Genomic DNA, 23,149 nt, shown 5'->3' with positions numbered 1-23,149 from the left:
AAATGGACATGGTTTTCCACAAAAAGCAGATAAAATGTGGGAAAGGAGTCTCTATGACTAATGAAACACCCTCATCATCACAAAACCCTCAGGACTTGTTCCGGGAACGTATCAAAAGGGTAGACGATGCCATTGCACTGCAGGAAGGTGACAGGGTTCCATTCGCCCCCTTCAACAGCGCACTTCCCTATTTCCTCTATGGCGGCACCTTCCGTGACAGCATGTATGACTACGAAAAAGCATCTCAGTGTATCCTCCGCTTCTATCAGGATTTCCAGCCCGATGCAGACATCCACCTGGCATTCACCAGCGGCAGGTCCAACGAACTTGCCGGTTCCACCATGATTGACTGGCCCGGAAGGCCCGGAACAAGAGTGCCTGACTTTTCCACCCATCAGGTGATCGAACACGAATATATGTCTCAGGATGAATATCCGGAGTTTATCAATGATTTTATGGGATTTACCCTGCGCAAATACATCCCGCGCGCGTTTCCCAATCTGAAGGGCCTTTCCGGCATTCACTTTGTTCCTTCCATTGTACTGAGCACCACACCCCTGGCTTCCTTCTATTCCCCGGATGTACAGGAGGCGTTTTCCATTCTGGCGAAGATTGGGGAAGAGGATGCAAAAGCTGCTGCGGCCAGCAATGCCCTCTCAGCCCGGATTGCAGCCATGGGAATCCCTCCTATGATGACAGGAGTCGGGGAAGCTCCCTTTGATATTATCGGGGATTATTACAGGGGAACCCTGGGAGCGCTCACGGACCAGATTGAATGCCCGGACATGATAGAAAAGGCCTGTGATATGCTGGCAGACATACAGATAGCCTCCTACGGGTATTTTAAAACTGCTCCTCTCCCTGTAAAACGTGTCTTCTTCCCGCTCCACAAAGGCATGGACGGATTCATGAGCCCCAAACAATATGAAAAACTTTACTGGAATCCGCTGAAAAAAATCATGCTCGCCCTCATAGATATGGGTGTCACGCCTTTTATCTACACAGAAGGAAAATACAACAGCCGCCTGGAACAGCTTGCGGACGTTCCGGCCGGCAAGGTTATTTATCACTTTGAGAGTGTGGATATGGCACAGGCGAAAAAGGTTCTGGGCAGCATAGCATGCATCTCCGGCAACATGTCCATTTATCTGCTGGAACACGGAACCAGGCAACAGGTCATTGACGCCTGCAAATCACTCATAGACACCTGTGCCCCAGGCGGCGGGTATATTTTTGATACAAATGGAAGTATTGACAATGCGAAACGCGAAAATATAGAAGCGATGTATGACACCGTACTTACCTACGGCAAGAAGTAAAACATCCTTTCAGATGCATTTATCATAACACAGCAGGCCCACTGATACAATAAAAAAATGAGAAAATCAGCAGTCTGCAGAAATATAATGCCGCACCGGGTATACTGCCGTTCCCGGTGCGGCGTTTCACAAAATCATTTACATACTATCTACAGATTAGAATACCCCATCAGCGAGGCATCCACTGCCTCCGCTGCCTTCCGTCCTTCCCGGATAGCCCAGACGACCAGGGACTGCCCCCTGTGCATATCCCCCGCAGTGAATATACCGGGTATACTGGTCTCATACTCGCCCGGCTTTGTGGCCACATTGCTCCTCTCGTTCACAGACACGCGAAAGGCTTCCGTCACATACTTCTGGCTCCCCAGAAATCCCGCTGCGATCAGGACAAGCTGTGCCTCGATTACCTCCTCTGTCCCCTTAACAGGAACCATATTCATGCGGCCTGTCTTCTCATCTCTCTTACTCTCCAGCTTAACGGTCACAGCCTTCTGCACATCCCCTTTTTCATCCTTAAGGAACTCCGTCACTGTTGTCTGATATATCCTGGGGTCATGCCCGAACACAGCGATCGCCTCCTGCTGTCCGTAATCCGTCTTACAGACGCGGGGCCACTGGGGCCAGGGATTGCTATCAGCCCTTGTATCAGGCGCCTTTGGCATCATTTCAAGCTGTGTCACAGATTTGGCACCCAGACGGATGGCTGTTCCCACGCAGTCATTTCCCGTGTCGCCGCCGCCGATCACCAGCACATGTTTTCCCTTTGCAGATATAAACTTATTATCCCTTAAATCAGAATCCAGCAGACTCTTTGTCACGGAAGTAAGAAAATCCACCGCAAAATAAATATTACCCGCATCTCTTCCCGGAACTTTTATATCCCTGGGGTTGGAAGCCCCGCAGCAGAGCACAACCCTGTCATACTCTTTTTGCAGCTCGGACGCCTTAATATCCTTCCCTGCATCCACGCCCGTTTTGAAGACAACGCCCTCTTCCTCCATCAGCCTCACTCTTCTGTCAATTACAGACTTATCCAGCTTCATGTTCGGAATGCCGTAGCGCAGCAGCCCTCCGATTCTGTCGTTCCTTTCAAACACAGTCACCTGATGTCCTCTCCGGTTGAGCTGCTGCGCAGCCGCCAGACCCGAGGGCCCGCTTCCGATGACAGCCACCTTTTTTCCTGTCCTCACTTTTGGAATTTGTGGCTTTACCCATCCCATTTCATATGCCGTCTCAATGATGGCGTGTTCATTTTCCTTAGTCCCCACAGGCTCCCCGTTGAGGTTACAGGTGCATGCAGCCTCACACAGCGCAGGGCATACTCTGGACGTAAATTCCGGAAAACTATGTGTTTTTGAAAGGCGCAGATATGCCTGTTCCCAGTTTCCCGTATATACCAGATCATTTGTCTCAGGCACCATATTGTGCAGCGGACACCCGGAAGCCATACCTCCCAATATAGCACCTGACTGACAGAAGGGAATGCCGCACTCCATGCAGCGCGCCCCCTGTTTCTGCTGTTCTTCTCTGGACAGATATTTTTTAAATTCTCTGAAATGCTTAATCCTCTCTTTTGACTCCTCCATCCGGGCATTTTCTCTGTTATATTCTAAAAATCCTGTAGGCTTTCCCATGACTTACTCTGCCCCTTTCTGACTAAAATTCTCGTTAAACGCTTCCAGTTTTGCCTGTTCCGGCGACATACCCTGCTCTTCCATTCTCGCAGCCAGAGTGGTCATCTTTTTATAGTCATCCGGAATGATCTTTTTGAATTTAGGCAGATACTCCTGAAAATGCGCCAGCACTTCCTGTCCCTTCCCGGAGCCGGTAGCCTCCACATGAGCTTTGATCATATGGTGCAGCTCCTGAATATCCGGCTTTGTCTCCACCTTTTCAATGGAAATCATTTCTTTATTCAAATTTTTGTACAGATCATTTTTCTCGTCCAGCACATAGGCAATACCACCGCTCATTCCTGCAGCAAAGTTCTTGCCCGTTTTTCCCAGCACGACCACACGTCCACCGGTCATATATTCACAGCCGTGCTCTCCCACGCCCTCTACTACAGCACAGGCGCCTGAGTTTCGGACCGCAAAACGTTCCCCTGCCACACCGCCGATATAAGCAGTTCCGCTGGTCGCCCCATAGAGTGCAACATTACCGGTAATAATATTTTCATCTGCCTTATAGTTTCTTTTTTTCGGCGGATACAGTACAATTTTTCCACCGGACAGACCCTTGCCCATGTAGTCATTACAGTCCCCGCACAGCGTCAGGGTAAGTCCTTTTGGAATAAATGCTCCAAAGCTCTGCCCTCCGGCTCCATTACAGGAAACAGTTATGGTATCCTCGGGAAGCCCGTCCTTATGCTGCCTTGTGATCTCCGCACCCAGAATAGTTCCAAATGCCCTGTCCGTGTTGGTCACCTGGATCTCCACACCGGCTTTCTCACCTTTCTCAACCGCTTTTCCCAGCTTTTTCAGCAGCACCTTTTCATCCTTTGTCTCTTCCAGCTTAAAGTCATACACCTGTGCCGGATCAAATGTGACCTTTGCGCCTTTTTTCATATACGGATTATTCAAAATTGCACTTAAATCAATTTGAGAAGCCTTTGGATTCTCGGCATTCTCCTTCACTTTCAGCAGGTCCGTGCGTCCTACCATTTCATCCAGTGTACGGACACCCAGTTTTGCCATGTACTCCCGCAGTTCCTCTGCTATAAAACGCATAAAGTTTACCACGTATTCCGGTCTGCCCTTAAAACGTTTCCTCAGCTCCGGGTTCTGTGTAGCCACACCGACAGGGCATGTATCCAGATTGCAGACACGCATCATGACACATCCCATGGTCACCAGGGGGGCAGTTGCAAATCCAAACTCCTCCGCGCCCAGCAGTGCTGCCACTGCCACATCACGACCGCTCATCAGCTTGCCGTCCGTCTCGATCACAACCCGGCTGCGAAGCCCGTTTTTAAGAAGTGTCTGATGAGTCTCAGCAAGACCAAGCTCCCAGGGAAGCCCTGCATTATGGATAGAACTCTGCGGCGCTGCTCCGGTACCGCCGTCGTATCCGGAGATCAGGATCACCTGCGCACCGGCTTTTGCCACACCTGCTGCCACGGTTCCCACACCTGCCTCAGACACCAGTTTCACGGATATCCTGGCATATTTATTGGCATTTTTCAAGTCATAGATAAGCTCTGCCAGATCCTCAATGGAATAGATATCATGATGCGGCGGGGGAGAGATAAGGCTTACGCCGGGTGTGGAATGCCTGGTCTTTGCAATCCAGGGATAGACTTTCCTTGCAGGCAGGTGTCCTCCCTCGCCGGGCTTTGCTCCCTGCGCCATTTTAATCTGAATCTCCTTTGCACTTACCAGATAACGGCTGGTAACGCCAAAACGCCCGGATGCCACCTGTTTGATCGCGGAACAGCGGTCCACAGCACTTCCCGCACTGTCCAGACGCTCATCACTCTCTCCGCCCTCACCGGTGTTGGATTTGCCATGCAGCATATTCATGGCAACAGCAAGAGTCTCATGTGCCTCCTCGGAAATAGATCCATAGGACATTGCACCTGTCTTAAAGCGTTTTACGATATCGTCAACACTTTCCACTTCCTCAAGGGGAATTCCCTTTTCCGGATACCGAAAGTCCATCAGACTCCGCAGATATCCGCTCTGTTCCCTGTCTACCAGTTCCGTATACTGTCTGAACATTTCGTAATCACCGCGTTTTGTGGATTCCTGCAGCATATGGATGGTCTGGGGATCATAGCGGTGCTTCTCCCCCTCACTCCTCATCTTATGGATTCCCATGCTCTCCAGCTCCAGATTCGTTGGCAGTCCCAGCGGGTCAAACGCTTTGGAATGGCGCACCTCCACATCATCTGCAATATCCTTCAGCGTGATTCCGCCCACGCGGCTCACAGTCCCTGCAAAATACTTCCCGATCACTTCCTCTGATATACCAATCGCCTCAAATATCTTAGATCCCTGATAAGACTGAATGGTGGAAATACCCATCTTGGAAGCGATCTTGACAATCCCATGCAGAATGGCATTGTTATAGTCATCCACAGCCGCATAATAATCTTTATCCAGAAGCTTATCATTGATCAGCTCCTTTATGGTATCCTGTGCCAGATAGGGGTTGACCGCACATGCTCCATACCCCAGAAGTGCTGCGAAATGATGCACCTCTCTCGGCTCACCGGATTCCAGAATAATGGCAAGGGATGTTCTCTTCTTTGTCTTTACCAGATACTGATGCACTGCGGAGACTGCCAGAAGTGACGGAATCGGCATATGATTCTCATCAATTCCTCTGTCCGAGAGAACCAGTATATTGGCACCATCCTTGTACGCCTTATCCACCTCCACAAACAGCCTGTCAATGGCTCTGTCCAGACGGGTGCTTTTATAATACGTGATCGGCACCACTGCTACCTTGAAGCCGTCCACCTTCATGTTTTTGATCTTCAGCATATCTGTATTGGTCAGAATCGGATTGTTAACCTTCAATACCTGGCAGTTTTCCGGCTGCTCCTTCAGCAGGTTTCCGTCTTTTCCCACATATACGGTGGTGCTGGTGACAATTTCTTCACGAATAGCGTCAATTGGCGGATTTGTCACCTGTGCAAACAATTGTTTGAAATAGTTAAACAGAGGCTGATGCTTCTGCGAGAGCACAGCAAGTGGTGTATCTGTTCCCATTGCCGCGATTCCCTCAGAACCATTCAGGGCCATGCTGTAAATAGATTTTCTGTAGTCCTCATAAGTATATCCAAATGCCTTCTGCATTCTGGTGAGCTCTTCCCCTTCATACTCCTCCACCCGGATGTTGGGAATCTTCAGGTCGTGCAGTTCCACCAGGTTACTGTCCAGCCACTCACCGTAAGGTTGTTTTTTTGCATAAATCTCCTTTATTTCATCATCGCTGAAAATCTGTCCCTTTCTCGTATCGACCAGCAGAATTTTGCCGGGATGTAGACGTTCCTTCAGTACGATCTCCTCCTCCGGCACAGGCATGACCCCCACTTCTGAGGAGAGAATAACATCCCCGTTTTTTGTAATATAATATCTGGACGGGCGAAGCCCGTTTCTGTCAAGAACGGCGCCCATCACATCGCCATCGGAAAAGAGGATAGAAGCCGGACCGTCCCACGGCTCCATCATGGTGGCATAATACTGGTAAAAATCCCTTCTCTCCTGGGAAAGCGTATTATTGTTAGCCCAGGGTTCAGGAATAGCCACCATGACTGCCAGCGGCAGATCCATGCCGTTCATCACAAGAAATTCCAGTGTATTATCCAGCATGGCAGAGTCAGATCCTCTGGTGTCCACCACCGGAAGCACCTTGTGGAGCTGATTCTTCAGATAATCTGACGCCATGGTCTCCTCTCTTGCCAGCATTTTATCAGCATTTCCGCGGATTGTGTTGATCTCTCCGTTATGCACAATAAACCGGTTCGGATGTGCCCGCTCCCAGCTCGGGTTAGTATTGGTACTGAAACGTGAATGCACCATGGCAATGGCTGATTCGTAATCCGTATCCTGCAGATCCGAGAAAAATGTGCGAAGCTGATTTACCAGAAACATGCCCTTATACACAATGGTCCTGCTGGACATGGACACCACGTATGTATTGTCATTGCTCTGCTCAAACACACGGCGGGCAATATATAGTTTTCTGTCAAAAGGAAGCCCTTTCTCCACATGATCCGGTTTTTTAATAAATGCCTGCACTATATTCGGCATGCACTCCAGTGCCTTGTGACCCAGGACCCGGGAACATACAGGCACTTTGCGGTATCCCAGAAACTCCAGCCCCTCCTTCTCCACAATGATCTCAAACATTTTCTTTGCCTGGTTGCATTTCAGTTCATCCTGGGGGAAGAACAGCATGGCAATTCCGTATTCCCGTTCTCCTCCAATCGCAATCCCCTCTTTTTTGCAGGCTTTTTCAAAGAATTTGTGAGAAATCTGAAGCAGAATACCGACGCCGTCACCGGTCTTTCCCTCTGCGTCCTTTCCTGCCCTGTGCTCCAGGTTTTCCACAATCTTCAATGCATTTTCCACGGTTTTGTGGCTCTTAACACCTTTACTGTTCACTACGGCTCCGATACCGCAGTTGTCGTGTTCAAATTGCTGCCGATACAGTCCTTCATCTTTTCTCATAGTCAAATCCCTCTGCTTTCTTATATTCAACAGCCGCACACACAAGTCCCGCAAAAAGGGGATGCGCATGATTCGGTCTGGATTTTAATTCGGGGTGTCCCTGTGTTCCGATAAAAAATGGATGGTCCGTGATCTCAATCATCTCCACGATCCTTCCGTCAGGTGAAAGGCCTGCCAATGTCATTCCCTTCTCCTCCAGCCTCTCCCTGTAGTCATTGTTTACCTCATAGCGGTGTCTGTGGCGCTCTGTGATTTCCTCCTTCCCATACAGGGAATAGGATTTTGTTCCTATTTTCAGCCTGCAGGGGTAAGACCCAAGTCTCAGGGTCCCGCCCAGGTCCTCCACTCCGTTTTGTTCCGGCATGAGCGCAATGACCGGATGCAGGGTATCAGGATTCAGCTCCATGCTGTTGGCATCATGATAACCGAGCACATTTCTGGCAAATTCAATGATCGCGGTCTGCATTCCCAGACAGATTCCCAAAAAGGGAATCTTGTTCTCTCTGGCATATTTCACTGTCAGTATTTTTCCTTCTGTCCCCCTGGTTCCAAAACCGCCCGGAACCAGGATTCCATCCACACCGCCCAGCAGTTCTTCACAACTGTTCTCCGTGATATCTTCAGAATCCACCCAACGGATCTTCACGCTGGCATGCCCTGCGATACCACCGTGCTTTAACGCCTCCGCAACACTTAAATAGGCGTCATGAAGCTGTATATATTTACCTGCAATGGCTATCTCAACCTCTGTATTCGGATGCCGCAGGTCTTCAACCATGGCTTTCCAGTCATCCAGATCAGGTTCAGGGCAGGGCAGGCGCAGACATTCACAAACCACCTGAGCCAGATTTTCTTTTTCCATTGCCAGAGGTGCTTCATAGAGATATTCCACATCCAGGTTCTGCAGTACATGACTTCCCGGTACATTACAGAACAGCGCAATTTTATCTTTGATTTCCCGGGAAATAGGATATTCTGACCGGCACACCAGAATATCCGGCTGCAGTCCCATACCCTGAAGCTCCTTCACGCTTGCCTGGGTAGGTTTTGTCTTCAGCTCCCCGGAAGCCTTCAAATAGGGAATCAGGGTAACATGGATCAAAACCGCGTTCTCATGTCCCACATCATGCTGGAACTGCCGGATTGCCTCCAAAAAAGGCTGGCTCTCAATATCACCTGCCGTTCCTCCCACCTCAATGATAGCGATTCTCTCTTCATCCGGTGTCTTAGCTCGGTAGAAGCATCCCTTTATCTCATTGGTGATATGAGGAATCACCTGCACTGTCCCGCCGCCGTAATCTCCGTGGCGTTCCTTATGCAGAACCGACCAGTATATCTTACCCGTGGTCACATTGGAGTTCTTATCCAGACTTTCATCTATAAACCGTTCATAATGTCCCAGGTCCAGATCCGTTTCTGTCCCATCATCTGTTACGAAAACCTCCCCATGCTGGATCGGATTCATAGTACCGGGGTCCACATTGATGTAGGGGTCAAATTTCTGCATGGTCACCTGATATCCTCTGGCCTTTAAAAGCCGCCCAAGCGACGCCGCTGTAATCCCCTTTCCCAATCCCGACACCACGCCGCCTGTAACAAATACATACTTTACTGCCATCACATTTTCCTCCTGCGTTGCCTGACTTATGGAATAATTACAACATTTTCCACACATCAAAAAGGCGCCGGTAACCTTGATATATAAGGTTTACCGACGCCATTGTCGTTATTTTTCCAATATGCTTTTTACTTCTTCCATTCCTTTTTGCCTGCTTCAAATGAAACACTGCAAAAATTATGGAATTACTATATCTCATTTCTCCGCGTTTGTAAATCCCCAAATTATTTTTTTTCATCAGAGGGTCTCCGGAGGACTTTTCTGCAGCCTCCTCTCATTTTGCAGATGCCTTTTGACATACAGCCCGTGTGGGTCCGGATATAAATCCTCCTATATACCATATTTATCAAACAGCTTCTTCTGATAATCCCGATCCGTAACAGCCCTCTTGATTTGCTTATAAGCCTCATCCCGTTCTGACTGCCGCAGCAATACTTCAATCAACTGATTCACTCGTATTTCTCCCTGCTCAATACCCCTCTCAATTCCCCTCTCAATTCCCTGCGTTTCTCTTTCCTCCAGCATCTCCTCAATTGCAGTACACATATTAACCTCTCCCTTCTCATTTTCTTTTAAATCCTTCAAAGCAGGAACATTCAGAAACTTTGACGCCAGCCAGCCTTTTTTTGCATCCAGATGCATGAACTCCCTTTTTCTGGTCTCCAGGAATTTTTTCATCCCTTCTTTATCCTTCAGAAGCGGAAGCAGTTCAAAGACCTCCCGAAGTCCGGTCCTGAAATGACTGCTCTCCACCGTACCGCTGCATACCAGGTTAACCCGGTAATCCTGGATACACGCTGCCCACGGTTCCAGCTCCGGCGGAATATCCAGCATATCATGAAGACACAGCGGCCCATCCCAGCTCTGTTCCTCCCCATAATAAAATACAATCGTGATCACCGGCAGCAGCCTGTCTTCCCTCTTCATTCCGGATAGATACTCTGCTCCCTTTTCCAGCTTTCCCTCCTCTCTTCTCTTTTTTACCATACGCTCTACCTGCCTTGTATAATCCATTGCATCATAGAGCATACACCGGACCGGCATGGCATAATGTACATTCCTCTGCCCTTCTGCGGCCAATACAACTGCCAGGCAGCTCTCCCGAAGCCCAGACAGTTTCTGCACATCCCGGATTCTTCTGAGTATTACCCGCCTTCCGCCTTCCTTTCCTACACGCATAACTTTCTTTTCGTTTTCCTGCTCCAGCATATCCGGCCTGATAATCTGATTTCCCCCAAACAAGGCACCATTAAATAAATCTGCAAAGATTTCGTTATCTGACAGTACCTCATAGATTTCGTCATCCATGGCTGTCAGTACAATTCCTTTCATAGACCTCCTCCCCGGACAAAAAGTAAAAGGCAGACCACCAGACCACAGGATATCTGTATCCTATACCAATAATATAAACCAAAACACAGTTTATATCAACTTTTACTTTGCATCGCACTGCAGTTTCTGCCGTTTTTCTCTTTCGTCCGACAATATACAATTTTATACTTTCTGGATTTTTCGGCAGACCTGCCGCAGATTAAATGAAATGCTCTCCAGATAAACCGATTATACCTTCCTCCCCCCACTCTGTCAATCCCATAAAAATCCACAAAAATTTTCCTTCCGCCTTCCAACGCTCAGTTACCCGGGCATGGGCATCTCCCACGCCCGGGTGACGTCCGTTCTGCATATTTTTTTCAAATACCCCTTGACATTTCCCATTTTCCATGCAATACTACTCACCATAAAGCAAAGGCGCTTTGGATTCCCCATCCAAGGCGCCCTTTTTGTTTGCTCATTTATACCCCAAAATAAATCTCGAAAGGAGTGCTGTGAATATGCCAAAAGATATTCCCACACTATATGGAAGCCTGGTTTTCAGCGACAAAGTGATGCGCAACAAACTCCCGAAGGACGTATACAAAGCCCTTCACAAAACCATTCAAAATGGAACCCACCTGGAACTGGACGTAGCCAATTCCGTAGCTGTAGCCATGAAAGAATGGGCCGTAGAAAACGGCGCCACACACTTTACCCACTGGTTCCAGCCCATGACCGGCTATACCGCTGAAAAACACGACAGCTTCATATCACCCAATGGAAGCGGTGAAGTCATCATGGAATTTTCCGGCAAAGAACTGGTAAAAGGAGAACCCGATGCGTCCAGTTTCCCCTCAGGCGGCCTGCGTGCCACATTTGAAGCAAGAGGTTACACAAACTGGGACCCTACATCGCCAGCTTTTATCAAAGATAACACACTTTACATACCAACAGCATTTTGTTCCTTCAGCGGAGAAGCACTGGATAAAAAAACGCCCCTGCTCCGCTCCATGGAAGCGTTGAATAAAGAAGCCGTTAAAATGCTCCATCTCCTTGGCAACAAGGAAATAACCAGTGTCTCCACCACGGTAGGACCGGAACAGGAATACTTCCTTGTCCCTAAAGAGCTTTACGAAAAAAGACGGGATCTCATCTTTACAGGCAGAACACTGTTCGGTGCCCCTGCCCCCAAAGGCCAGGAAATGGAGGACCACTACTTTGGTGCTCTGAAACCGAGAATTGCTGCCTACATGCATGAACTGGATGAGGAACTCTGGAAACTGGGCATTCCGGCCAAGACAAAACACAACGAAGTGGCTCCTGCCCAGCACGAACTGGCCCCTGTTTTCGATACTGCCAACGTGGCGGTTGACCACAACCAGCTCACCATGGAAATCATGAAAAAAACAGCGGAGAAGCACGGCCTTGTCTGCCTTCTCCATGAAAAACCCTTCGACGGCATCAACGGAAGCGGCAAGCACAACAACTGGTCCATGTCAACCAACACAGGTATCAACCTGCTGGACCCGGGCAAAACTCCTGCCGAAAACATTCAATTCCTGGTATTTCTTATGGCTGTGATCAAAGCAGTGGATGACTACGCAGACCTTATGCGTGTATCTGCTGCCAGCGCCGGCAATGACCATCGTCTCGGCGGCAACGAAGCACCTCCTGCCATCGTCTCCATCTTCATCGGCGATGAGTTGGAAAGTGTACTGAAATCTATTGAGGAGGACGCTTACTTCGGAAAGGCCCATCCCGTACAGTTGGAAACCGGTGCACATGTACTGCCTCACTTTACCAAGGACACTACAGACAGAAACCGCACCTCGCCTTTTGCCTTCACGGGCAACAAATTTGAATTTCGTATGCTGGGCTCCGCCGCGTCTGTGGCAAATCCCAATATGGTTCTGAACACCGCTGTGGCAGAGGCTCTGTCCCAGTTCTACAATGAACTGAAAGACACTGCGCCGGAGGAAATGGAGCATGCCGTCCATGAACTGATCAAACGCGCAGTCAAAAAGCATAAAAAAGTTATTTTCAACGGTAACGGCTACACAGAAGATTGGGTAAAAGAGGCAGAATCCAGAGGACTTTACAACCTGGTTTCTACACCTGAAGCCCTTCCCCGCTTTATTGCCGATAAAAATCTGGATTTGTTTATCAAACACGGTGTATTTACCAGGGAGGAGATTTTCTCCCGCTATGAGATTCTTCTGGAGACCTATTCCAAAACCGTTGCCATCGAATCCAAAACCATGCAGGAAATGCTCATAAAAGATTTTCTCCCGGCAGTCAACCGCTACGCCGCTGCTGCTGCCAAACAGGTATCCGATAAAAAAGCTCTGCTTGCGGAACTCTCCACTGCATCTGAGGAAGCCCTGGTGTCAAACCTGACTGAAATCTCCAACCGTATTGCAGCCGGTGTAACCACCTTAAAAGAGGCAACCGCCAAAGCTGAATCCGCAGTGGATATGCAGAAGCAGGCTGACCTGTTCCTCACTGAAGTTCTTCCTGTAATGGAAGAGCTGAAGAACGCTGCAAATGAAGCAGAAATAAAAATTCCTGATGAAATACTTCCATATCCGACCTATGACCATCTGTTATTTTATGTCTAAGGAGACAGCCCCATGGAATTACAGTCAGATATGGAAATAAAAGAAGCCTGCGGTGTATTTGGCATCTTTAATCCAAACGGAGAGGATGCTGCGTCATCCATTTACTACGGCCTCTGCTCTCTGCAGCACCGGGGCCAGGAATCCTGCGGCATCGCTGTTTGTGATACCAAAGGTCCCAAAGGCAACATGAATACTCACAAAGGAATGGGGCTGGTAAGTGAAGTCTTTAAGGATGATATCCTCGAGAAGCTTCACGGTAATCTGGGTATCGGCCACGTCCGTTATTCCACCACAGGGGCTGCCACTCTTTCAAACGCGCAGCCTCTGGTATTGAATTACATTAAGGGAACACTTGCTCTGGCCCATAACGGGAATCTGGTGAACACTCAGGACCTCAGATGTGAACTGGAACAAACCGGAGCAATATTCCATACAACCACGGATTCGGAAGTCATCGCTTACTGCATCGCCAGGGAAAGAGTCCGCACTCACAATGTAGAAGAGGCAATTCTGCATACGGCAAAAAAAATACGCGGAGCCTATGGACTGGTCATTGCCAGCCCCAGAAAGCTGATAGGCGTCCGTGACCCTCTTGGCCTGAAGCCGCTCTGCCTTGGCAAACGTGATTCATCTTATATCATTGCTTCCGAGAGCTGCGCCCTCTCTGCAATCGGCGCAGAATTTATCCGTGATATCCGTCCGGGTGAGATTCTCACCATCACGGCGGATGGCATTACCTCCAACTGCCAGCTATGCCAGGAGACTCATGCACACTGCATTTTTGAGTACATCTATTTTGCGCGGCTGGACAGTACCCTGGACGGCGTCAATATCTATGATGCCCGCATCCGTGCAGGCGCAGCCCTTGCGGCGGCATATCCTGCAGATGCAGACCTTGTGACCGGCGTCCCGGATTCCGGGATTCCGGCAGCTAAAGGCTATTCGGAAGCGTCAGGGATTCCATTTGCATTAGCCTTTTATAAAAACAGCTATGTGGGAAGAACCTTCATCAAACCGACACAAAAAGAGCGTGAATCAAGCGTCCGGCTGAAATTAAATGTTTTAGAACCTGTTGTGCGGGATAAACGTATTATCCTTGTTGACGACTCCATCGTCCGCGGCACAACCATAGCGAACCTCATCCGTATGCTGAAAAAAGCCGGAGCAAAAAGCGTTCATGTTCGTGTCAGCTCTCCACCGTTTCTGTATCCTTGTTACTTTGGAACAGATATTCCATCCAACAAACAGTTAATTGCTTCTTCCCACACAGCTAATGAGATCTGCGCCATGATCGGTGCCGATTCCCTGGGTTATATGAACCCACGGGACCTGCAGTCCATGGTGGGAAAACTGCCTCTGTGCAAAGCCTGCTTTGACAGCCATTATCCCATGGATATCACAGGCCATACAGCAGACAACAAACAATAGATAATCTATACCTGTTTCCTGCTGTTATCAACAGTAATTGCGGAGATGCGCGGTCATTTCCCGTGGCCGTCATTTTCCGATTACATATATCACATTTTTCTTTATGCAAAGGTGCGTATTTTCAGAGTCTCCCATAACTCTTAAATACGCACCTTTTTTGTTTTTATTCTGGGAAGGAAAATGTAAAAACTTGAAAAAGGAAGGAGATATTTTTATGAGTGATTTTTCATCTGTAAACACGATCTGGGTACTTTTAGGCGCCGCACTGGTCTTCTTTATGCAGGCAGGCTTTGCCATGGTGGAGACCGGTTTTACACGGGCCAAAAACGCCGGCAATATTATTATGAAAAACCTGATGGATTTCTGTATCGGTACCCCTGCCTTCTGGCTGGTGGGCTTTGGTATTATGTTCGGCTCCCGCAGCGGCTTTTTCGGTTCCGTGGCAGGCATTGCCTCTGAATCCAATTACGGCACAGCCATGCTTCCGGACGGTGTTCCGTTCTGGGCATTCCTGATCTTTCAGACTGTTTTCTGTGCAACCTCCGCAACCATTGTCTCAGGTGCCATGGCTGAGAGGACCAAATTTTCATCTTACTGCATTTACAGCCTTCTCATCAGCTTGGTGGTATACCCCATCTCCGGTCATTGGATCTGGGGCGGCGGCTGGCTGGCACAGATGGGATTCCATGACTTTGCAGGTTCCTGCGCGGTTCATATGGTAGGCGGAATTGCTGCCCTTGTAGGTGCCAAAATTCTTGGCCCCCGTATTGGCAAATACTCAAAAAGCGGCAAATCAAAAGCTATCCCGGGCCACAATCTGACTGTAGGCGCCTTAGGTGTCTTTATTCTCTGGTTCTGCTGGTTTGGATTCAACGGTGCCTCCACGGTATCTATGGAGGGCGATGCCATTGTCTCTGCCGGAAAAATATTTGTCACAACCAATCTTGCCGCTGCTGTGGCGACCGTTACAGTCATGTGCATTACATGGATCATGTATAAAAAACCGGATGTTTCCATGTCACTGAATGGTACGCTGGCAGGACTTGTAGCCATCACGGCAGGCTGTGACACCGTTTCCCCCACATCCGCTGCTGTCATTGGCATTCTGGCCGGATTCGTGGTTGTATTCGGTATTGAATTTATTGATAAAATCTGTAAAATTGATGACCCTGTGGGCGCTGTCGGCGTTCACGGTATGTGCGGTGCACTGGGAACCCTCTGCGTGGGTCTTTTCTCAGACGGTGCAGGCACGCAAGCCAAAGGACTTTTAGTTGGCGGCGGTTTCCATCAGTTAGGTGTACAGTTCATCGGCTTCCTTGCAACTGCAGCCTGGGTTGTTGTGACTATGATTGTTATTTTCCAGGCAATCAAACACACCGTCGGCCTCCGCGTATCCGCTGATGAGGAGATTGCGGGACTGGATATCAGGGAACACGGACTTACCAGCAGCTACGCTGACTTTGTAACACAGGATTCCATGGGCACAGTTCCAAGCGTCATGGGCACAGCCAAAAAATACACCCCGGCATCAGAAGGCTCCTCTGCCACGCAGGCACCTGCTGAAGTACCAGGGGAATTTCCAAAAGAAGGAACCACAGTACACAAACTCACAAAAGTGGTCATTATCACAAGACGCAGCAAGCTGGAAGACTTTATGCACGCCATGAATGAAATCGGAGTGACTGGTATTACTATCACCAACGTACTGGGCTGCGGAATCCAGAAAGGCTCCACCACCTATTACAGGGGTGTTGAGATGGATATGAATCTTCTTCCAAAAGTCAAGATAGAGATTGTCGTCAGTCTTGTTCCTGTCCAGAAAGTGATTGATACTGCAAAAACGATTCTTCATACCGGGCAGATTGGAGACGGCAAGGTATTCATATACGATATAGAAAATGTAGTTAAAATCCGTACAGGAGAGGAAGGTTTCCTGGCACTTCAGGACACTTCACCTGAGGAGTAAAATATAACTTTCCACAAAATAGTCCCGCCGGACAGCATCCGGCGGGACTATTGCGTGTACCTGTTGTTCATTATCTGCGGTTCATTTTCTTTCTCTTAGCAGAAACCACTACTGCAAACACAGCGCCTGCGGAGAGAACTGCCAGCATCAGATAGCCTGCCATGTTCATGGTATCTCCCGTCTTCGGAACTGTCTTGGTCAGTTTCTTAAATGTTACGGAAATCTTGTGGTTTGCGCTCACATCCTCAAATGTGTACTTGCTGTTTTTCACGGTAACAGCCTTGCCGTCCACAGTAACCTGGGAAATCTGGTATCCCTTGTTTGGAGTGATGGTGAATGTCGCGTCATTGCCTTCCATAACTTTAACGCTGCCGGAAGGAGAAATCTTACCATTGGAACCTGCGGATGCAGTGATCGTATACTGTTCTTTTACGCTGAACGGAACTATGATAGTCTTCTTCTCAACAGTCATATCTGTCCAGCCTTTTTCTGTATACTCTTCCAACTGGAACACTACCTGAAGTTCCATTTTTCCTGCTTTATTCAATGTCAACTTCGCGGTATACGGAGATTTTTTCCAGGTACCCTTTGCAGAAGCACCCCATTTCCAGCTCTCAGGAACCCATCTGGTATCCTGTGATTCCGGTTTCTGATTGTCCATGCCGTTTCCGTTTGCTGCAATATTTACAACAGCATTTTTGTCATAGACGCCGTTTACTTCGATGCCCGTCACGCTGGAACCCTCGAATGTGATAATTGTCTTTGCGGATGAGCTGCTGCTCACCTTGCTCTCCATTGCCTCATCGGGGTTATATTTTACTCTTGTCACAAAAGAATATCTTGTGTTTGGTTTTAATCCGCTGAAAACTTCGCTGTCCTGCCATTTTACAGGATTTCCGTTTTCAAGCACTGCATATTCCTGACCGTTTACGGCTCTGAGGGTAATGCTGTTTTCTGTCCTTCCGATGCAGACCGGAGCTTCAGGAGCCGCTGCTGCTGCCTTTTTGGTCGTAACTTTCAGAACATCGCTGACAGGGCTTTCCATCTGTTTGTCTTTGTCAAATTTGACACGTGTAACAAACTTATATTCTTTGCCTGCTGTCAGTCCCTTGAATTCGCCTGTACTGTTCCAACTGATATCGCCGCTGTCCAGATATACGCCGTATTCCAGGTCTGCTGTGGAGGTATCAAGTTTAATCGTTGTGTCTGTCTTTTCCGCAAGCTTCGGAGCTGCTTTCGGCTTATCTGCCGCTGCCTTTAATGTGTGTACCGCTGCTGCTTTACTCCAGTCACTGTCAGAATATGGTTTATCAGCTTTATCGTTACCCTTGATCATAACATAAGCCAGATAATCTGTGTCAGGCTTCAGGTCCTTGAACTCACCGGTATCATTGGTCAGCTCCACTGCTTTTGCCTTGCTGTCCTTTAATTCCAGCTTATAACTGTAAGTATACTTGTCGGCGTCACTGCCAGGTTTCAGCACAACACTTGTGTCTGTCACTTTTTCAACAAGAGGTTTCTCTGGTGTATCCGCTTTTTGCGGCGTATTCTTGTCAGTATTGGTATTTGTCGAATTGTGTATCTCATTGTCTTTATTTACCAAGGCATTATTCTGCTGTTGGTGGCTCTTAGAGGTATCTCCCTTCGGCTCTTCCTTTTTATCCCCGTCTGTTTTTGGTGGATCGAGGCTGTCAGATGGTGGATTTACTGCCGTGTTATTATCTATGGCCGGCGTTTCATCCAGCGTATTTCCCATATCTGTCGGTGGGTTTACATCACCACTGCCATCCGGTTTGTTGGTATCATCCGGTTTCTGTGTCTCGTCTGGTTTTTCCGTCCCGTCCGGCACATTTACTTTATTGCCTTCTACACCGGTATTCGTCTGATCTGTTCCCTCAGGTTTTTGAACTTCAGTGTTTAAACTGTCATCCTGCGGTTTATTAGTTTCTGCATTTTTATCTGTATCATCTGTCTTTGGCGTTTCCTCAACTTTTGGAGTTTCATTCTTTACCTCTTCCTGCTTTGGAGTCTCCGCCTGTATTGCTGCAGCTTCTGTTTTTACTTTCAGCTGATCTGCATCCTGTACTGTCTCTGCATCTTTTGTCTTCTGAGCAAATACATACTCCGTCTCAGCCTTCAGTCCTGTAAATGAAACTGTCTTTGCCGTCTTATCATACTGTTTATCTTCTGCCCATTTCCATGTGCTTCCATTTTCCTGAATGCCGTATACATACCCCTCTTTTGTCTTCAGGGTCACGCTGTCCGCCGTCTTCTTGGACAGTTCCGGTTTTCCTGCTGCCTCTGTGTTCTTGCCCGTCCCCTCTTCCGCTGCGGAAACATAAACGGTTGCCATGGAAAATACCATGATAAAAGTAAGAAACATCGCCAGCATTCTTTTCACTTTACGCTTCATAATCTTTCACCTCTTTCATTCATTATCTGCCTGTGAATAACCACTCCTTTTCTATATTACTATTATAGCAAATCGTCGTTGCAATGAATAGTATATTAATAAACTTTAAGAAAACTTTGTCGATATTTCCCAAATATCCTGTTCAATATCTGGCAGTAATTTTTATAAATCTTCGTAAGAAACCAGAAAAAAACAGGGATGCTATCTTGACTTTTTCTTTTGGGTAGTATAAAATTAGAGGGTCGTAAGGAAATATCATAAATATTATGTTTCTGTAGCTCAGCTGGATAGAGCGACCGCCTCCTAAGCGGTAGGTCGGGTGTTCGAATCACCTCAGGAACGTACAAAAGGGGCTTATCTTGAATATCTCAAGACAAGCCCCTTTTCAATCCTCATTCCTCAAACAAAACTTTTACTGCTCCCATGCCGCAGTTGATATCAAAGAAGTTCTCAGCACCGGTATTTACCTTATAAGTACCGCCCATGCCTCCAAACTGATTATCACCCACTCTGACATCTCCCATTCCTACCTTCACCCTGTATCCGTATTCCGAAGGTGCCACAAGGCTTGCCGCAATCTCTCCCATGCCGCAGTCCAGTTTACATCTGCCCCGCATCTGGCCTTCCAGCATGATTTTACCCATACCGCATTTGATCTTGGCAGCACCGCTGTAATAATCTGCCAGCACAATCTCACCGGCCCCCAGATCCAGGGTACTGGCATCTGCCAGGATTCCTCTTCCCACCAGTTTTCCTGCACCCAGTTTTATCTTTACATCTTTAAAATGATATCCTCTCGGTATAATGATAATGATTTTCCGCTCCGAGAAAATATTGGTAATGTTACTCAGCAGGAACAGATCCCTATACCCTCTGTCCTTTATCTTCCAGACTCCATCCCTTACCTCTTCTCTGCAGTCCCCGTTCGGATAACATGACAGGTCGAGGGCAAACTCATCACCCTCCTTAATGATAGCGTCCGCCATTCCGATATCAATGTTCAGAGAATGGATCATCACATTATTCTCACGGAAAACTTTTCTGATTTCCAGTGTGCCGTTCTTCCAGTCCTCCTCCCATTTTCTTCTGTCAGCCTTATCCTGCTGCGGCCCGTTATCCTGGGTCCGGTCAGCCTCCGGTTTTACATTCTCCTGAGTTCCGAACCCATCCGTACCGGATGCTCCAGTCTTACTTCCCTGTCCGGACCGGCTCTGCGGCTGGCCTGCCCCCTCTTCGTTTATATGTTCTGTCTTAACCCGGCTCTGCGCTTCGGCAGTCTCTTTTTTCTTTACCTGTTCTTCCGTTTTGACTTGACTCCGCTCTTTGTCATTCTCACCTGCATTTACCTGCTCTTCCACGCTCATCCGTTTCTGCTCTGTACTGTCATCTCCTGTACTGACTTGCCTATCCGCTCTCTTCTGACCCTGCGCTGCGTCTTCCTCTTCCGTCGTATCACCTGTCGCCTGATCTATCTGCCACTCCATCTCAGCCTGCCATTCCAGTCGAATCTGATTCTGTTCCTCACCGGAAGATTTTTTCTCCTCCTCAGCGCTCTGTCCCCGGAACGAGTTTTCTGCCTCCGGCTCCCCTCCCGAAGGCATTTCACCTCCGGCAAGCTGACCGCCGCCCAGCAGCATATCCGTACTGACGCCAAATATATCTGCCAGGGGAACCAGCATCATAATATCAGGGCAGGAGAGACCGCTCTCCCATTTACTTACTGCCTGAGCGGAGATTCCCAGCTTCTCAGCAAGCTGTGCCTGTGTAAGTCCTTTAAGTTTTCTTAAAAATGAAATCCTGTCTCCAAATGCTTCCGGAAGACGGATATTTGCTGTTTTCATATTTGTATTCTCATCCATATTTTTTACCCATTCAACTTTCCTGTTCAGCGTTTACAAGTTATAAGTAAATTCCTGCTGCAGTGCACAGCCTGTTATCTGTACACGAAGATTATCTGATAAAACGGCGCGTCGTGTTTTTAAGATACTAACAGCATATCCGGAATTTGAGTGCATTTACAAGCAACCGTAGGTTGATTTTTAAGATTTTTTCAAAATTCAACCATTAGTTGACTGCTTTTACACCTATTATAACAAACACACCTTCTTATGGAAAGAAAAACAAATACATCCCGCATAAATGTCCTATACTCGCCCGACCGGCCTTCTGTTTTCTCCTGCAGCTAAAATATCCTCCCGGCAAACATTAGGAACCTAAGTATCTGAGTAAAATCTGTCCTGCATCATCCGTCCGTACCGCTGACCTCGACAGCAGGTGCATATACTCACTCCTTTTTACTGATCAATGAAATCATTACCGTCACTCTTTCTCACACAGTTCCCTGACAAACTGTTCCGGGGATATGTTTCCGTTGCCCAGCTCCTCTGAACCTCTCATAAAAACCTCTGCTCTGCGTCTGTCCAGATAAAATTCCCAATACTGCATTCTTTTGTCTGCTGATCCGGCCATATTTTCAATCTGCCGGCAGACGTCATCCTCCGGCTTACATGCATCACCTGTATCCCATACCGGAATCCCTGCTCCTCTCTCATACAATTTCACGGCAAAATTCTCCAGTATTTCTTCCAGTGCCCAAACTGTCACCTCGGGATGCTCCGCAGCCTTATTCACAACAAAAGCATCACTGACTCCCCCAAGGCTCTCTCTGCCGGTATACACACCCGGAAACGGAACTGCGGATAATTTCCCATGCAGTGGACTGTTTTCCTGCATGACATTTCCGGCGAAATCACTTTTTGCCAGATACATGGGAATCCTGCTCAGATAGAAATCATTTTCCACATCCTGCGTGCTCCTTGTAAATAAAGGACTTCCAAAAGCCCCCATATCCCTGAGCAGACAGAACTTATCAACACCGTTCAGGAAAGCGGAAATGTCCTCCTTTGTCCCTTCCTGTCTCAGCACCCTTTTACAGACATCACTCCCGGCCTCACTTACACATATACTTTCCAGATAAAGCCTGAAACCGGTATCCGTGTCCCCCGAACAGGCAAAAGGCGTGATATCCCGGGCAATAAACTCCCTGCATACCTCCTCCAGTTCGCCCCAATCCGAAGGAATCTGCAGTCCGCATGCATCAAACATCTCCCGGTTGACAAAAAGGACAGCCACACTTTCAGAAAATCCCAGACCATATATACCGCCCTCATAATTCATACCTTCCATCGCTTTCTCGTCTATCCTGCTGTTAATATCTTCAGACAAATATTCATTCATCTTCAGCAGTTTTCCCGAACTGACCGCCCCCTTCAGATAACTGTCTCCAAAACAGAAGTAAATATCCGGTGTATCATTGGAAGCAATGGCAGACGGCAGCTTTTCTCTGTAAAGCTCCATCTCCGTACCTTCCGCCAATACCTGTACGGTATCATGCGCTTTGTTGAATTCCTCCACAGCTTCCAGAAAGGATTTCTTATATGCCTCCCCCTCATTTTCCCATGGATACCACAGACACAGATCTATCCTTTCTTCTTCCTCACCGCTTTTCTTCTCCTCGGACTTTGGAAGAACGCGAAAACAGAGCAATGTTATCGCTGCCAAAAGAAATAAAAACCCCAATAAAATAATTCTCTGCCGTTTTTCCATCTGCTATCACCCATGCTGTCCTTCATAAAACTCAGATTTTTAATATCTCCTCAATGCACTCTGCCGCGGCTCTTCCCAGATTTCTGTGTCCTTCTCTGCTCAGATGGATACAATCCTTCACGGAAATCTCCGCAACCTTCCCGGCATCCAGCAGCCAGACACCCTCCATTCCCTTTAAAGCAGCCTCATAAGCGGCATACAAAGCCTTACTTTTACTCACAGATTCCTCATCGTACATACCATAAAAATCAGATGACGCAATCTCATCCCGCACCGGTGCCGGGACGATCACCAGGACCTCCGGTCTTTCTCCTACCCAGTATGTATCCGGATTTCGGGCCATTTTAACAAGATTCACCATACCTGCTGCTATCTCCTTAACACTGGGCGTAAATATATGACGGATATCATTTGTCCCCAGCATGAACACCACCAGATCCAAAGGCTGATGGCTCTGCAGGCTGCAGCCTAGAAACTTTCTGCCATTCCTGTCAGGTGATGTAGGGTCATCAAACATAATGGAACGTCCGCATAGGCCCTCCTCAATTATTTTCGCCCTGCCTTCCAGACATTTCTGCAGAATCCCGGTCCATCTCACATCATCCCCATACCTGAAATCTTCACCGTCAGGCTCAGGATTATGTCCCCATGTATTGGAATCACCATAACACAATATACGTTTCATTTT

The 23,149-nt window shown here is 48.0% G+C and carries 13 protein-coding genes and 1 tRNA gene; 5 read left to right on the top strand and 9 right to left on the bottom strand.

Features of this window, described 5'->3' with window-relative positions; all coding sequences use genetic code 11:
• Window positions 1-53: 53 nt before the first annotated feature.
• The gene (locus V8Q34_RS04595) at window positions 54-1,319 is read left to right on the top strand and encodes a uroporphyrinogen decarboxylase family protein (RefSeq protein WP_335834934.1); all 1,266 of its coding nucleotides are present in this window, start codon (window positions 54-56) and stop codon (window positions 1,317-1,319) included.
• Between the two features lie 149 nt (window positions 1,320-1,468).
• On the opposite strand, the gene V8Q34_RS04590 is transcribed toward V8Q34_RS04595, so the two are convergent.
• From V8Q34_RS04590 to V8Q34_RS04570, 5 genes are all read right to left on the bottom strand, one after another.
• Window positions 1,469-2,953 carry a glutamate synthase subunit beta gene (locus tag V8Q34_RS04590; RefSeq protein ID WP_335834933.1) on the bottom strand — a complete coding sequence of 495 codons (1,485 nt, stop codon included), beginning with the start codon at window positions 2,951-2,953 and terminating at the stop codon, window positions 1,469-1,471.
• Window positions 2,954-2,956: 3 nt separating this feature from the next.
• Complete coding sequence (gene gltB / locus V8Q34_RS04585) at window positions 2,957-7,498, bottom strand: glutamate synthase large subunit (RefSeq protein WP_335834932.1); 4,542 nt, start codon at window positions 7,496-7,498, stop codon at window positions 2,957-2,959.
• On the bottom strand, window positions 7,485-9,116 hold the full coding sequence (locus tag V8Q34_RS04580) for a CTP synthase (protein ID WP_148392043.1): 1,632 nt from the start codon (window positions 9,114-9,116) through the stop codon (window positions 7,485-7,487). The genes gltB and V8Q34_RS04580 overlap by 14 nt, the downstream gene beginning before the upstream one ends.
• A 37-nt stretch (window positions 9,117-9,153) precedes the next feature.
• The gene (locus V8Q34_RS04575) at window positions 9,154-9,354 is read right to left on the bottom strand and encodes a hypothetical protein (protein WP_148392044.1); all 201 of its coding nucleotides are present in this window, start codon (window positions 9,352-9,354) and stop codon (window positions 9,154-9,156) included.
• A 92-nt stretch (window positions 9,355-9,446) separates the two neighbouring features.
• A complete protein-coding gene (locus V8Q34_RS04570) occupies window positions 9,447-10,448 on the bottom strand; it encodes a hypothetical protein (protein ID WP_335834931.1) in 1,002 nt (333 codons plus the stop codon).
• A gap of 500 nt (window positions 10,449-10,948) precedes the next feature.
• Between V8Q34_RS04570 and V8Q34_RS04565 the strand changes: the two genes are divergently transcribed.
• The 3 genes from V8Q34_RS04565 to V8Q34_RS04555 all read left to right on the top strand — a co-directional run bounded on the left by V8Q34_RS04565 (window position 10,949) and on the right by V8Q34_RS04555 (window position 16,442).
• On the top strand, window positions 10,949-13,048 hold the full coding sequence (locus V8Q34_RS04565) for a glutamine synthetase III family protein (protein ID WP_227245197.1): 2,100 nt from the start codon (window positions 10,949-10,951) through the stop codon (window positions 13,046-13,048).
• Between the two features lie 12 nt (window positions 13,049-13,060).
• The gene (purF, locus tag V8Q34_RS04560; protein ID WP_033143936.1) at window positions 13,061-14,476 is read left to right on the top strand and encodes an amidophosphoribosyltransferase; all 1,416 of its coding nucleotides are present in this window, start codon (window positions 13,061-13,063) and stop codon (window positions 14,474-14,476) included.
• 214 nt (window positions 14,477-14,690) lie between these two features.
• Window positions 14,691-16,442 (top strand): ammonium transporter, encoded by a 1,752-nt coding sequence (locus tag V8Q34_RS04555; RefSeq protein ID WP_033143937.1) that lies wholly within the window; start codon window positions 14,691-14,693, stop codon window positions 16,440-16,442.
• A gap of 70 nt (window positions 16,443-16,512) precedes the next feature.
• On the opposite strand, the gene V8Q34_RS04550 is transcribed toward V8Q34_RS04555, so the two are convergent.
• Window positions 16,513-18,855 carry an InlB B-repeat-containing protein gene (locus tag V8Q34_RS04550; RefSeq protein ID WP_335834930.1) on the bottom strand — a complete coding sequence of 781 codons (2,343 nt, stop codon included), beginning with the start codon at window positions 18,853-18,855 and terminating at the stop codon, window positions 16,513-16,515.
• Between the two features lie 268 nt (window positions 18,856-19,123).
• Between V8Q34_RS04550 and V8Q34_RS04545 the strand changes: the two genes are divergently transcribed.
• Window positions 19,124-19,197: transfer RNA gene (locus tag V8Q34_RS04545), tRNA-Arg, on the top strand.
• A gap of 50 nt (window positions 19,198-19,247) precedes the next feature.
• Here the strand turns inward: V8Q34_RS04545 and V8Q34_RS04540 are convergent.
• The 3 genes from V8Q34_RS04540 to V8Q34_RS04530 form a co-directional block, all read right to left on the bottom strand.
• Complete coding sequence (locus V8Q34_RS04540) at window positions 19,248-20,696, bottom strand: helix-turn-helix domain-containing protein (RefSeq protein ID WP_148392047.1); 1,449 nt, start codon at window positions 20,694-20,696, stop codon at window positions 19,248-19,250.
• A gap of 478 nt (window positions 20,697-21,174) precedes the next feature.
• A complete protein-coding gene (locus V8Q34_RS04535) occupies window positions 21,175-22,461 on the bottom strand; it encodes an ABC transporter substrate-binding protein (protein ID WP_335834929.1) in 1,287 nt (428 codons plus the stop codon).
• A 31-nt stretch (window positions 22,462-22,492) separates the two neighbouring features.
• Window positions 22,493-23,146: a GDSL-type esterase/lipase family protein gene (locus V8Q34_RS04530; RefSeq protein WP_103731402.1), complete on the bottom strand. Its 654-nt coding sequence runs from the start codon at window positions 23,144-23,146 to the stop codon at window positions 22,493-22,495.
• Window positions 23,147-23,149: the final 3 nt, after the last annotated feature.

Origin of the sequence: Blautia sp. JLR.GB0024, assembly GCF_037000545.1 — a bacterium.
GTDB lineage: Bacteria > Bacillota > Clostridia > Lachnospirales > Lachnospiraceae > Blautia > Blautia celeris.
Note: the sequence above shows the minus strand (reverse complement) of the source record. Positions and strands in the feature narration are given on the sequence as shown.